This window comes from Methylobacterium sp. WL7 (assembly GCF_008040085.1).
In the GTDB taxonomy this organism is placed as follows: domain Bacteria; phylum Pseudomonadota; class Alphaproteobacteria; order Rhizobiales; family Beijerinckiaceae; genus Methylobacterium; species Methylobacterium mesophilicum.
In genome coordinates this window covers 69,558-82,190 of sequence record NZ_VRVG01000004.1, presented here as the reverse complement: position 1 = coordinate 82,190, position 12,633 = coordinate 69,558, and the positions used below count along the sequence as shown (strand labels likewise).

Below are 12,633 nucleotides of genomic sequence, written 5' to 3'. Positions count from 1 at the left end.
TTTGCCGGAGGGCGCGTTGGGCGTGCCACGGAAATCATCAGTTCCCGCAGACCGCCTCGATCTTGGACTTGAGCGTCGCCGCGTTGAACGGCTTGACGATATAATTGTTCACGCCGGCCTTCTTGGCGGCGATGACGTTCTCGGTCTTCGATTCGGCGGTCACCATGATGAACGGCGTAGTCCGAAGGTTTTCGTCGGCCCGCACGTGCCGGAGCAGCTCGTAGCCGGTCATTGGCTCCATGTTCCAGTCGGAGATGACCAGGCCGTACTTGCGGTCCTTCAGGCGAGCCAGTGCTGCCGTACCATCCGAAGCGTCATCGACCTCTTCGAATCCGAGCTGCTTCAATAGATTCCGAATGATTCGGACCATCGTCTGGTAATCGTCGACAACGAGGATCGGCATGCTCAGATCGAGAGCCATAGACCAACTGCTCCGTATTGCCCGGCGGGAAGCCGCGGCGGCTCCCGGAAAGATGAACGCTTCACTAACGCCGCAAAATAGCCGCGCTGCACAGCATTTAAAATAGGCCCGCCGCATTGCGAAGCCGTTAATCTGCGGGTGTGTCTTTCGCAGACCGCCCCTGCGTCGTCGCAGGGTAGGGGGTTCGCTTGACCCTCCGGGCAGCTTTGGGCAGGGTCCGGCGCCGTCGGGCCTGACGCGAACCGCGCAGGCGCCTCTTCTCATCCGACCCTTCCGAGTCTCCGACCCCGAATCGATGGCCTCAGGCGACCAACCGGCCATGCGGCCTTTCACGATTTGCGGCGTCGATACGCCGATCCCACCGGCCCTCGCCGGAGCGGTCGCGGCGATCGGCAATTTCGACGGCGTCCATCGCGGCCACCGCGTGCTGGTCGAGAACGTCAGGACGGTGGCGCGCGAGGCCGGCCGGCCATCCGCGGTGCTGACCTTCGAGCCGCATCCGCGCGCTTATTTCGCGCCCGATGCGCCGATGTTCCGCCTCACTTCGCTGGCGGCCAAGGAGATCGTGTTCGCGCATCTCGGCCTCGACGGGTTGGTCGTGCGCCGCTTCGACGGGGCGCTTGCCGCCACGGGCGCCCGCGCCTTCGTGTTCGACTTCCTGAAAGGATCTCTGGGGCTGTCCGGCGTGGTGGTCGGCCACGATTTCCATTTCGGGCGCAACCGCGAGGGCACGCCGGCGATCCTGGCCGAACTCTGCGACGAGGCCGGCCTGGGCTGCCGGATCGTCGAGCCCGTCGCCCTGGCGGGCGAGACCGATCCGGTCTCGTCCAGCGCGATCCGGGCGGCTCTGGCCGGCGGCGACGTCGCCCGGGCCAACGCGCTGCTCGGCTACCGCTGGTTCGTGCTCGGCCAGGTCCGTCACGGCGACAAGCGCGGGCGCCAACTCGGCTTCCCGACCGCCAACGTGATGCTTCCCGATTGCGGGCTGGCCCACGGCATCTACGCGGTGCGCGTCCGCCTCGGTCCCGGCGAGATCCGCGACGGCGTGGCAAGCTACGGGCGCCGTCCGACCTTCGACGACGGCGCGCCGCTCCTGGAAGTCTACCTGTTCGATTTCGCCGGAGACCTCTACGGACGGGAGATCGCCGTCGAATGCGTCGGCTACATCCGCGGCGAGGAGCGGTTCGACAGCGCCGAGGCGTTGATCGCACGCATGCACGTCGATTCCGACGCGGCGCGGGCCCTACTGGCTACCGATACCGCCCCTTCGATGCTGACCTGACTCCGCAGCCGGCGTGCACCATTCCGGGCCTTATTTGCCGGCGTTCGGAAAAACGTGATGCGGATCAGACCGCTAGACCCCTGTCGGGGATCCGATATCTAAGATGGCAGGATCGATCAGGAGGCGGATGTGCTGGGTCGCTACGAGCGCGGACATAACGGCGAGGCAGTCGTCCAGTATGGGGACGGCACCATGCGGGTGGTCAAGCCAGGCAGCTTCGTGCGCTGCGCGGTGACAGGCGACCCGATCCCGCTGGACGAGTTGCGCTACTGGAGCGCCACCCGACAGGAGGCCTACGTATCACCCGAGGCGATCCTGGCGCGGCTCAAGGAAACCGGGCGCCCGTAGCGTCACAGCGCCTTGCGGATCTGCGCGCGCAAGGCCTCGGGATCGTCCGGCACGAGGCGCACGGGCAGGACGCGGACGCGCGCTGCGAACGGGCCGGGGAGGCGGACCGCGTCCTTCTCGGTGGTCACGAGTTCCGCACCGAGCCGGTCCGCCTCGGCTGCCAGGGCGGCGAGTTCCGCCTGGCGGTAGGGATGATGATCCGGGAACGGCCGAGCCGCCGCGATGATTGCCCCGGTCCCGCGCAGCGTCGCGAAGAATTTTTCCGGCCGGCCGATCCCCGCGAAGGCGAGACAGCGCCGGCCGATCAGGCCGATCGGATCTGGGACGAGTTGCGCCCGATGCACCGGCAGCCCCCGCCGCTCCGCGGCCTGCGCCATCGCGGCGCCGGGAGCCCCGTCTCCGACCAGGATCACACCGGCGACGTGGGGCCATTGCCCTTCGAGCGGCGCCCGCAGGGGGCCCGCCGGGAACGGCCGGCCGTTGCCGATGCCGGCGCCGCCATCGATCACCGCCCAGGCTAGGTCCTTGGTAAGCGTCGGGTTCTGCAAACCGTCATCCATCACGATCACGTCGAAGCCTGACGACCGGCACAGCGATGCTCCAGCGGGGCGGTCCCGGGACACGATTGTCGGCGCGTGACGAGTTAGGAGCAGCGGCTCGTCGCCGACATCCGCGGCCCCGTGGCGGGTCGAATCGACCTGGACCGGTCCGGCCGTGCGCCCGCCATAGCCCCGGGACAGGAAGGCGGGCCTGCGGCCGAGTTCGACGAGCAGGGCCGCGACCGCGATCGCGGCAGGCGTCTTGCCGGCTCCGCCAAGCGTGAAATTGCCGAGGCACAGGACCGGGCAGCCCGCCCGGGTGCCGGGGCGATTCATGCGCCGGCCGCTCAGCGCCCCAAAAGCCGCGCCGAACGGCGCGAGGGCGCGCGCGGCCGGGTGGTCGCCCCCCGCCGTCCAGAAGCGCGGTGGCCGCATCAGGTTCGCATGAGCGGGCGCGCGAGGTCGCCGCGGTCGAGCCGCTGAAGCTTCATCTGCGCCACGAACGGCTCGAGCACTGCCAGCGTACGGCCGACCGCACCCTCGAACGGCTCCAACGCCCGGGGGCCGGCCTGCACCATGCCGGCGAGACGCGCCGGATCCCCCAAGAGTTCGCCGACCAGGACGGCCAGTTCGACCCCGTCCCGCACCGGCAGGGCGGCGCCGGCCCGGTCGAGGGCGCGATAGACCACATCGAAATTGGCGGTGTGGGCCCCGTGCAGGATCGCCGTATCGAGGCGGACCGGCTCAATCGGGTTCTGGCCGCCATGCGGAACCAGGGAGCCGCCGAGGAACGCCAGCGGGGCGAGCCGGTAGAACAAGCCCATCTCACCGATCGTGTCGGCGACGTAGACGTCGACGGACGGATGCGGACGCCCGCCGCTCGAGCGCCGAGCGCTGCGCAGGCCGTAGGCGGCCGCGGCTTCGGCCGCCTCCGTGCCGCGGCTCGGATGCCGGGGCGCGAGAATCGTCAGAAGCCTCGGAAACTGCGCCTTCAGCACGGCGTGGGCGTAGGCGACGATGCTGTCCTCGCCCTCATGGGTGCTCGCCGCGACCCAGACCGGCCGGTCGGCGACCATGCCGTCGAGATAAGCCAGTTGCTGGCGATCGACCGGCGGCACCTGGGAGTCGAATTTCAGGTTGCCGGCGACGCTGACCCGGGGCGCGCCGAGCTTGGCGTAGCGCGCGCCGTCCTCCTGGGTCTGCGTCAGGCAGATCGCGATCCGGGAGAGCAGAGCCTTGGCGGTGCGCGGGCAGCGCTCCCACCCCTTGAACGAGCGCTCGGACATCCGGCCGTTGACCAGGATGAGCGGGATCTCGCGGGCGTCCAGTTCCAAGATCGTGTTCGGCCAGATCTCGGATTCGGCCACGATGGCGAGGTTGGGCTGCCAATGGTCCAGGAACCGCGCGACCCAGCGCGGCGCGTCGAGCGGCACGTATTGGTGCACGGCGCCCGACGGCAGGCGGGCCCCGATCAGCTCGGCGGCCGAGCGCGTGCCCGTGGTCACCAGCACCGAGAAGCCGCGGGCGATCATGCCCTCGACAAGCCCGATCAGCGACAGGACTTCGCCGACGCTGGCGCCGTGCATCCAGGCGAGCGGTCCGACCGGGCGGGCGCGACCGGGCAGGCCGCGCCGCTCGGGTAGCCGCAGCGGATCCTCCTTGCCGTGATGCGCGCGCCAGGCGAGGAGCCCGGCCAGCGCGGGCTCACCCACGCGCAGGCCCGACCGGTAGGCCAGCAGCGGCAGGGTCACGGACGGCAGCTTCACGCGGGGTCTCCCACCGGAACGGCCGCCGCGGCCGGGGACCCATTGCGATAAAGCGCCGCCCGGTCGGCACGCCCGACCAGCGCGTAGGCGCGGGCATGCACGCGGTCCATCTCGGCTTCGAGGTGACGTCGGAGCGACTCGAACTCGTCGCCGGCGCAGTCGCGTGCGACGTAGATCGGCTCGCCGAGCACCACCGCACCCCGGCCGAACGGCAGCCCGAGACAGGCCCTGTCCCAGGATCCGAAGCGCAGGTGCCGGCTCGTGACCACGGCAGCCGGGACGATCGGTCGGCCCGAGAACCGCGCGAGGGTCAGGATCCCGGCATCGCAACGACGCGACACTTTCGGTACGTCGGCGCTGAAGGCAACCGACTCGCCGGCCTTCAGGGCCCGCAGCATCGCCCGCAACCCTTCCGCACCACCCTTGGCGCGCAGGTCGGTCGCCCGGTCCCGGCCGCGGGCGCCGGACGCCCGGATCACGCGTACGCCGAGATGCTCCAGCGCGATGGTGTTGATGTTGCCGTCCGGATTCTTTGAGATGATCGTCGCGACCCGATCGCTCGACCGGCGCATGAACGGCATCATGATGTGCTGCCCGTGCCACATGCCGGCGATGAGCGGCACATGCGCGTCGATCCACCCGTCGGCGCTCCCGGGGGCAGCCGCGCTGGCCTGCACCTCGAAGCGATTCGTCGCCTGTACGAGCCGCAGATATCCGGCCGCCAGGCGTCCGAGGGCGCGCTGGACGACGGGATGGCGAAGGATGCGCTTGCCGAGACTCATGAAACGCTTTTGGCGGCCGGAGCGCCGCAGCCCGATCGGAGCGGGCGCGGATTCGTCCCGCCATGGTCTAGTCCCCGCGCCTCGGCGAACGCAACTCGGTCGGCCCTCGGACAGACGCGATCGCACGCCCGACACCGGAGCGGACCAGGCGAAAGCGCGCCCATCGCAGCGAAAATCCGTCCGCGCCTTGTTTGTATCGGTTCTAAATTGTAGATTAGAACCGATACAAACAGGAGGGTATCCGATGGCTGCTGCCTTCGAAACCGTGATCGACGACGCCGAAGCCCGGCGGAATTTCGCCCTGCGCTACGTCCAGCCCGGGCTTGCCGGCCTGATCGACGGGTCGGTCTCGACCCTAGCGCCGATCTTCGCGGCAGCCTTTGCCACCGGCCATAACGGCGCGACCTTCTTGGTCGGGCTGGCGGCCTCCGTGGGGGCTGGCATCAGCATGGGCTTCACGGAGGCGTTGTCGGACGACGGCAGCGTCACCGGACGGGGCGACCCGTGGATGCGCGGCCTGGTCTGCGGGGCCATGACGACGCTGGGCGGCCTCGGGCACACGCTGCCCTACGCGATCCCGGACAAGCTGCCGCCCGGCTGGCCGAACCCGTTCCTGCTCGCCACGAGCCTCGCAATCCTGGTGGTGATCGTCGAGCTGGTCGCCATCGCGGCGATCCGCACCCGCTTCATGGCGACGCCGTTCTGGCGTGCGGCGCTGCAGGTGATGCTCGGCGGCGCTCTGGTACTCGCCGCCGGGATGCTGATCGGCAGCGCTTGACGCGAGGGCCCGCGACCGCGATGCCGGGCGCGTTCCATGCCCTCCTGCAGCGTTGATCGTCGGCCTTGATCTTCCGCCTGGCCCATCTCAGTGACCCGCATGTCGGCCCGCTCGGCCGCGTGCGCCTGCACCAGCTCATCGGCAAGCGCGCCACCGGCTACGCCAACTGGCGGCGCGGTCGCTCGCGCAGCCACGACATGACCGTGCTCGAAACCCTGGTGGCGGACCTGAAGCAGCAGGGGGCTGCGCATGTCGCCTGCACCGGCGACCTGTGCAACATCGGCCTGCCGAGCGAGTGGGAGACCGCGCGCACCTTCCTGGAGGCACTGGGTCCGCCCGAGACGGTGAGCTTCGTGCCGGGGAATCACGACGCCTACGTGCGCGGCTCCCTGGAGGGGCTGCTGGCGGCCTGCCGCGGCTACACCGGGGACGATTCGGGTTCGTCGGGACGCTTTCCCTACCTGCGGCGGCGCGGCCCGGTGGCCCTGATCGGCCTCTCGAGCGCGATCCCCACAAAGCCGTTCGTGGCCACCGGCCGCCTCGGACCGTCACAGCTCGCCGCAGCCGAAGCGTTGTTGCGCGCGCTCGCGACCGAACCGGGCAAGCCGTTCCGGGTGGTGATGATCCACCATCCGCCTCAGCCGGGGGGCGCCTCGTCGGGGCGGGAGCTGAAGGACGCCGCCGCTTTCACTGCGATGATCGCGCGGGCAGGGGCCGACCTGATCCTGCACGGCCACAACCACACCACCACCAGCGCCCTCGTCCCGGGGCCGGACGGACGTTCCGTACCGGTGATCGGCGCGCCATCGGCCTCCGCGCGCCCGGATGGACATGGCGGGCTCGCGGCGCGGCGGGCTTCCTATCTGATGTACGAGATCGCCCGCTCGGGCGAAGGTTTCGCGGTCAGCGCGCGGCGCCGCGGCCTGGACTCGGCCGGCACGGTCAGCGACCTCGGACCGATCAGCTTGACCTGAGCGCCCGGGGCGTCGTCGAAACCGAGACCAGCCTGTCCGTCCGGCGGCCGGCCTCGGTCCAGGGCATCAATGGCTCGCAGCAGCGAGCTCGGACCGTTGCTGTTGGCTGATGCTGGCTTCGTAACGCTCCGCTTGCAGGCGGGTCAGCCCGCTGATCAACGCGAGAGTCCCGCGATAGACCGTATAGGTGCCGTCGTGAGTCGGCTTGACGCGAATCATCTCTGCCATGGAAGCCTGCCTTGCTCTGGAGGTTGTCTGTCTTCGTCGGAGGAGATCGATCCTTCCCGCAGATTTGGCCGGTTGAACGGGCGAACGGTGGCGAGGTTATCAATCAGTCTATGCTTGGCAAGGGTCGGCTACCGCAAAATGCTTAGGTTCCTCTGCTGCGATGCGGCAAGCCGTTGCCGATGCTCGCAATCGGCCAATGCTTAAAAAAACGGCCGCGCGCTTGCATAAAGAATAAGACCGTGACGCGCCTCGCGGCGGCGCGTGTCAAAAGCGAATCTCGCCCTGCGGGGCTCGGCGAAGGGACATCTCATGCAGCTCTGGCGTCTGACTGCGACCGACCTCTCGGCCCTGATTCGCACCGGCCAGGTCTCGGCCCGGGAGGTCGCACAGGCCGCCCTGGATCGGCTCGACGCAGTCAACGGGCGAATCAACGCCGTGGTCGAGCATCGCCCGGACGAGGTGCTGTCGCAGGCCGACGCCGTCGACGCCGCCCGCGTCCGGGGCGATACGCTCGGGCCGCTCGCGGGCGTGCCGGTGACGATCAAGGTCAACGTGGACCAGCGGGGCTTCGCGACCACGAACGGCCTGCGCCTCCAGCGCGATCTCATGGCCACCGACGACAACCCCGTCGTGGCGAACTTCCGGCGCGCCGGAGCGGTGCTGCTCGGACGCACAAACACGCCCGCCTTCTCGCTGCGCTGGTTCACCACCAACCAGTTGCACGGCGAGACCAAGAATCCGCGCGATCCTGCCCTGACGCCGGGGGGCTCGTCCGGCGGGGCCGGCGCCGCGGTGGCGGCCGGGATCGGGGCGATCGCCCACGGCACCGATATCGCCGGCTCGGTCCGCTACCCGGCCTATGCCTGCGGCGTGCATGGCCTCCGTCCGAGCCTGGGCCGGGTCCCGACCTGGAACGCCTCGTCGCCGGAGCGCGGGATCGGGCCGCAGCTGATGGCGGTGTCGGGTCCGCTGGCCCGCAGCATCGCGGATATACGTCTCGCTTTCCACGCGATGGCGGCCCCCGACCCGCGCGATCCCTGGTGGGTGCCGGCGCCCTTGGAAGGTCCCGCGGTGCCGCGCCGCGCGGCGCTCTGCGTGCGGCCCGGCGGCCTCGCGGTGGTACCCGAGGTCGAGGCCGCGTTGCGCGAGGCCGCCCGGCGCCTGACCGAGGCCGGCTGGGCGGTGACTGAGATCGCCGACACGCCGCCGATCCGCGAGGCGAGCGCCCTGCAGCTTCAGCTCTGGCTGGGCGACGGCTACGAGGCGGCCCGGGCGGCGGCCGAGCGCGAAGGCGACCCGGCGGCCATCGACCTGCTGGAACACTTCAGCACGCGCGCGGAGGCGATGGCACCCGACGCCATCGCCAAGGCGCTGACGCGGCGCGCGACGCTCGTGCGCGACTGGTCGTTGTTCCTTGCCGAGCATTCCGTGTTGCTGGTGCCGGTCTCCGCCGAGCTGCCGTTCCCGGACGGGCTCGACCGGACCGGCGAGGCCGGGATCGCGCGCGCCTTCGAGGCGAACGTCCTCCAGGTGGGTCTGGCGCCGATCGGCGTCCCGGCACTCACCGTCACCACCGGCCTGGTCGGCCGCACGCCCGTCGGCGTCCAACTCGTCGCCTCTCGGTACCGGGAGGATCTCTGCCTCGCGGCGGGCGCGGTCATCGAGGCCGGCGGCGTCCCGGAGATGCCCATCGACCCAGTCTGACCCAACGTCGCCCCGCGAACGGGAACCTGATGGAAACGGCCCCGGTTATACAACCGATAGTTGCATGAGGTCCCCGATGTCCGTGATCGCCACCGCAGGCTGCGTCGGAAGCTCCCTGGTCTTCGCGCTGGCGGCGCCCTCGGGTCCACTCCTGGCAACAGCGGGCTTCTTCGGTGGCGGCACGATCGGGGGGATGATCGGCGCCGTGGCGGTGGCCGCCCTCGGCTGGGGCCGCGCCTGATCGCAACGCGGCGTCGGCTACCGGCCCCGTCGCCGCGCGGATTCCGCGAGAAAGGTCCTGACCGTTGTCCAGCGCAGGTCGGGGTAGCGGGCGTTGTCGAGCGGCGTGAGCCGCGCCTGCCCCTCGAACATGTCGCGCAGGTACTGCATGCCCTGCCAGGGCGGGAACACCGCGCCCCGCCCCGGCGCGAGGGTTCGCGCGACCCGGATCATCAAGCCCAGGGTACCGAGCCCTCCGGCGCGCAGGGGCCGGTAGCGGGTGCCGAAGACGTCGCTCGCCGCCTCGGCCAAAGTCCGGGCGCTGAAGCTGTCGCCGGCGACGCGCAGCCAGCGCGGAGCTTCCGGGTCCAGGGCCGCCCGGGCCGTGAAGGCAGCGGTGTCGTCCTTCGTGGTGAAATCCAGGATCTGGTCGGCGCTACCCCAGCACAGCACCCGGTGCGGACGATGGAGGATCAGCGGGGCCTGCCCGTCGAGCAGCTCCATGAACGCGCCGCTGAGCACCGAAGTGGCCTGGATCGGCGCGGCGTCGAGCCGGGCCTGAAAGGTTCGCCGCAGGTCGAGGTTGCGGTTTCCGCCGGGGACGGTCTTCGCATAATCGATGGAGAAGTCGGACGGGATGAAGCGCGGCACGCCGGCCCGGACCGCGCCCTCGAGCAGGGCGGTCTGCGCGTCGATCACCGTGCCGCTCAGGCCGTTGAGCGCCGAGACCACGCAGCCGGCACCCGCGCAGGCGGCCTGCCAGCTGCCCGGGCGACCCGGGCCGGCCTCCACCATGCGCGCGCCGAGGGCCGTGAGCGGTGCCGTCCGGGCGAGATTGGCCCCGGGCCGAACGATGGCTGTCACGGGCGTACCCTCGCGCCGAAGGGCCCGCACGATCCGCAGGCCAAGATCGCCGGTCGCGCCGGCGACGACGACGGTCACGGGGTCCGCGCTCACGGGCGTTCCGCCGCGCCGAGATTGGCCAGCAGGGCCGCGAACAGGCGCGCCCGCCGGGGCAGGGTCTCGATCAGCACATGCTCGTCGAGGGTGTGGTAGCCCTGGCCGAGCGGGCCGAGACCGTCGAGCGTCGGGATGCCGTTGGCGCCCGTGAAGTTGCCGTCGGAGCCGCCTCCGGCGCTGCGGTGGGGCAGGGGCTGGCCGAGCGCCTCGCTCAAGGTCCGCGCCTGCTCGTAGAGGGCCATGCAGCCGGCATCCGGCTCCCAGACCGGCCGGGTGACGCCCCGGGCGACCGAGAAGCGGACGCCGTCCTGCTCGCCCGTCAGTGCCAGCATCCGCTCGACCCCGCGGTCGAGGTCGGCCTGGCGCTTGGCCATGCTCAGCGCCTGGCCGCGGCACAGGGTCGGGACGCAGTTCACCCATTGCCCGCCCGAGACGATCCCGGTGGAGAAGGTACAATCGGCGTCCGACAGGCCGTCGATCGCCAGGATCATGCGCGCCATGGCGCGGATCGCCGAGCGGCCCTCATGCGGCGACGCGCCGGCATGGCTCGGGCGGCCGAACGCTTCGAGGTCGAAGCGCGCGATGGCGTAGCGCCCAGTGACGACGCCGTTGTCGGCCTGGCCGGGCTCGGGCACCAGCACGAAGGCGTGGCGGGCAGCCTCGGCCTCGATCAGGTCCCGTGTCGAGGGGCTGCCGACCTCTTCGTCGCCGGTGAACAGGAAGGTCACCGGCAACGGCGTGGCGATCCCGGACGCTGTCAGGGCCCGGATCGCCGCGAGCGCGATCACGTTGCCGCCCTTCATGTCGAGGATGCCCGGCCCGTAGGCACGGTTGCCCTCGATCCGCCAGGGCAGGCTCCCCAGTGTGCCGACCGGATGCACCGTGTCGAGATGACCGAGCACCAGGATGCCGGGCCGGTCACGATGCCGGTGCGGGAATCGAGCGCGGACGCAATCGCTCAGGCCCATCCGGCCGGGAATGGTCTCGACCGCGGCCCCGGCGACCGCGAGGTCGCGGGCGGCCAGGCCCATCATCCGGTTGACCGCGGCCGCGTCGTGGGTCGGGCTCTCGCATTCCACCCAGGGGCGCAGCGTCGCCAGGATGGACTCCGCGTCGAATGGCAGGTCCGGGATCATCGGGCGCTCTCGGTGGAGGACTCGGCGAAGGGATCGGCGACCTTGGGCCAGTAGCGGCCCGAGCGCTTGGTGTAGGGGATCGCGCCGTAATCGGGCGGGACCGCGCCGGGCGCTGCGACGTAGCGGACCTCGCTCGCGATCGGTGCGAAGGCGGCGTAGAAATGCTGCATCGACTTCACCACCACGATCCGCTTGTCATCGAGGGTCAGCCCCAGCCCCGTGAAGGCGTCGGGCGCGAAGGCCTGCTGTCGGATATGGGTCAGGACCACGTGGATCCCGTCGGCCTCGACCCAGGCGGCGGGTCCGAGGTGCGCCCGGCCACCGCTGAGGCCGCCCTGGCTGTGATCCTCGGAGAGGCCGCGCACGGTGATGCGCAGGTCCACGGGATCGCCCGAGGTCACGCCGCACTTGCCACCGATGCGCAATACGAAGGACGCGCCGAGACCGGCCTCGTGGCAGATCCCGACCGCGCCGGGATCCCAGATCAGCCCAAGCGCCACATCCTTGATGCCGCGCTCGGCGAGCCTGGCCAGGATCGCGGTGTTGTCCGAGGGCGCCCCGGCCCCGGCATTGTCGGCGAAGTCGGCGAGCACCATCGGGCGCGGGTCGCTGGAGGCGAGCGCGGCGTCGATGGCGGCATCGATCGTGTCACAACGGCTCGCCGCCTCCTCCCGCATCGCCCAGACCGCGCCGGCGAGTTCGTCGGCGAGCGCCTGCGCCTTGGCGGCATCGCCGTCGGCGACCACCAGCATCTTGGCGCCGACATCCGGTACGTCGCCCCACGGGAAGCCGTGTCCGAAGGAGACCGACAGGATGCCATCCAGGCCCTCCAGGGCCTCCATCCGGCGTACGAAGCCTGCGACCGGCTCGCGGGTGGTGCGCCACATGTTGATCATCCGGCAATCGGCATAGGCCATCACCGGGCGTATCTCCTTGGCGACCGTGCGCATAACCAGCGGGTAGAGGTCGCGGGCGCGGTCCACGATGTCGGTGTGGGGGTATTCCTTGTAGATCACGATGATGTCGGCGCTCCGCCGCATCGTCTCGGTCAGGTGGCAGTGCAGGTCGAGCTCGAGGCCGATCGTTGCGTCCGGCCCGACGATGGCGCGGACCCGCTCCAGGGTATCGCCCTCGCAATCGTCGTAGCCCTCGGCGACCATGGCGCCGTGCATGAACAAGAGAACGGCATCCACCGGCATCGCGGTCCGAAGATCGTCCAGCAGCGCGTCGCGCAGCTCCTCGTAGACGGCGCGCAGGGTGATCCCGCCCGGCTGCGCGAAGGTCGAGACGCTCTCGATCACATCGTGTCCGTCCGCCTCGGCCAGCGCGCCCCAGGCCTTCAGGCCGATGTTGCTGAGGCGGGGCGGGTTCTTGCTGCCGTCCCGGCGGGCATAATCGGCCAGAAAGGCCGCCCGCCCAGTGGGCAGCGGCGCGAAGGTGTTGGTCTCGGTGGCCAATCCGGCAATGAAGATCTTCAAGGTCTTTTGGTCCTCGTC

The 12,633-nt window shown here is 70.5% G+C and carries 13 protein-coding genes and 1 pseudogene; 6 read left to right on the top strand and 8 right to left on the bottom strand.

Annotated elements, in window-relative coordinates:
- Positions 1-37 precede the first annotated feature (37 nt).
- Positions 38-421 carry a response regulator gene (locus FV233_RS02145; protein ID WP_007560016.1) on the bottom strand — a complete coding sequence of 128 codons (384 nt, stop codon included), beginning with the start codon at positions 419-421 and terminating at the stop codon, positions 38-40.
- A gap of 295 nt (positions 422-716) precedes the next feature.
- On the opposite strand from FV233_RS02145, the gene FV233_RS02140 reads away from it, so the two are divergent.
- On the top strand, positions 717-1,703 hold the full coding sequence (locus FV233_RS02140) for a bifunctional riboflavin kinase/FAD synthetase (RefSeq protein WP_147896483.1): 987 nt from the start codon (positions 717-719) through the stop codon (positions 1,701-1,703).
- 129 nt (positions 1,704-1,832) lie between these two features.
- Complete coding sequence (locus FV233_RS02135; RefSeq protein ID WP_147855881.1) at positions 1,833-2,051, top strand: DUF2093 domain-containing protein; 219 nt, start codon at positions 1,833-1,835, stop codon at positions 2,049-2,051.
- A 2-nt stretch (positions 2,052-2,053) separates the two neighbouring features.
- Here the strand turns inward: FV233_RS02135 and lpxK are convergent, their stop codons facing one another.
- From lpxK to FV233_RS02120, 3 genes are read right to left on the bottom strand one after another with little or no spacing between them, the layout of a single operon-like run.
- Positions 2,054-3,025: a tetraacyldisaccharide 4'-kinase gene (lpxK, locus tag FV233_RS02130; protein WP_147896482.1), complete on the bottom strand. Its 972-nt coding sequence runs from the start codon at positions 3,023-3,025 to the stop codon at positions 2,054-2,056.
- Positions 3,025-4,356, bottom strand: coding sequence for a 3-deoxy-D-manno-octulosonic acid transferase (locus tag FV233_RS02125; protein ID WP_147896481.1), 1,332 nt, complete (start codon positions 4,354-4,356; stop codon positions 3,025-3,027). The genes lpxK and FV233_RS02125 overlap by 1 nt, the downstream gene beginning before the upstream one ends.
- On the bottom strand, positions 4,353-5,138 hold the full coding sequence (locus FV233_RS02120; protein WP_147856245.1) for a lysophospholipid acyltransferase family protein: 786 nt from the start codon (positions 5,136-5,138) through the stop codon (positions 4,353-4,355). Before FV233_RS02120 ends, FV233_RS02125 begins: the two co-directional genes overlap by 4 nt.
- Before the next feature lie 286 nt (positions 5,139-5,424).
- Here FV233_RS02120 and FV233_RS02115 point away from each other — a divergent pair.
- A pseudogene (locus FV233_RS02115) lies at positions 5,425-5,916 on the top strand (VIT1/CCC1 transporter family protein); the annotation flags it as partial.
- A gap of 68 nt (positions 5,917-5,984) precedes the next feature.
- Positions 5,985-6,890: a metallophosphoesterase gene (locus tag FV233_RS02110; protein ID WP_147856247.1), complete on the top strand. Its 906-nt coding sequence runs from the start codon at positions 5,985-5,987 to the stop codon at positions 6,888-6,890.
- Positions 6,891-6,956: 66 nt separating this feature from the next.
- Here FV233_RS02110 and FV233_RS30115 read toward each other — a convergent pair whose 3' ends face one another.
- The gene (locus tag FV233_RS30115; RefSeq protein ID WP_187277829.1) at positions 6,957-7,118 is read right to left on the bottom strand and encodes a hypothetical protein; all 162 of its coding nucleotides are present in this window, start codon (positions 7,116-7,118) and stop codon (positions 6,957-6,959) included.
- A gap of 309 nt (positions 7,119-7,427) precedes the next feature.
- On the opposite strand from FV233_RS30115, the gene FV233_RS02105 reads away from it, so the two are divergent.
- Together FV233_RS02105 and FV233_RS30110 are read left to right on the top strand one after the other, a co-directional pair.
- Complete coding sequence (locus FV233_RS02105; RefSeq protein WP_147896480.1) at positions 7,428-8,822, top strand: amidase family protein; 1,395 nt, start codon at positions 7,428-7,430, stop codon at positions 8,820-8,822.
- A 64-nt stretch (positions 8,823-8,886) separates the two neighbouring features.
- Entirely contained in the window at positions 8,887-9,063 is a 177-nt protein-coding gene (locus tag FV233_RS30110; protein WP_187277762.1) for a hypothetical protein, read from the top strand.
- A 17-nt stretch (positions 9,064-9,080) separates the two neighbouring features.
- On the opposite strand, the gene FV233_RS02100 is transcribed toward FV233_RS30110, so the two are convergent.
- Genes FV233_RS02100 through FV233_RS02090 form a run of 3 tightly spaced genes read right to left on the bottom strand, consistent with a single transcriptional unit; the run spans position 9,081 to position 12,615 of the window.
- Positions 9,081-9,998 (bottom strand): NmrA family NAD(P)-binding protein, encoded by a 918-nt coding sequence (locus FV233_RS02100; RefSeq protein ID WP_238261506.1) that lies wholly within the window; start codon positions 9,996-9,998, stop codon positions 9,081-9,083.
- The gene (locus FV233_RS02095; RefSeq protein WP_147855374.1) at positions 9,995-11,137 is read right to left on the bottom strand and encodes a M20/M25/M40 family metallo-hydrolase; all 1,143 of its coding nucleotides are present in this window, start codon (positions 11,135-11,137) and stop codon (positions 9,995-9,997) included. The genes FV233_RS02100 and FV233_RS02095 overlap by 4 nt, the downstream gene beginning before the upstream one ends.
- Positions 11,134-12,615 (bottom strand): M81 family metallopeptidase, encoded by a 1,482-nt coding sequence (locus FV233_RS02090; protein ID WP_147855375.1) that lies wholly within the window; start codon positions 12,613-12,615, stop codon positions 11,134-11,136. Before FV233_RS02090 ends, FV233_RS02095 begins: the two co-directional genes overlap by 4 nt.
- Positions 12,616-12,633 lie beyond the last annotated feature (18 nt).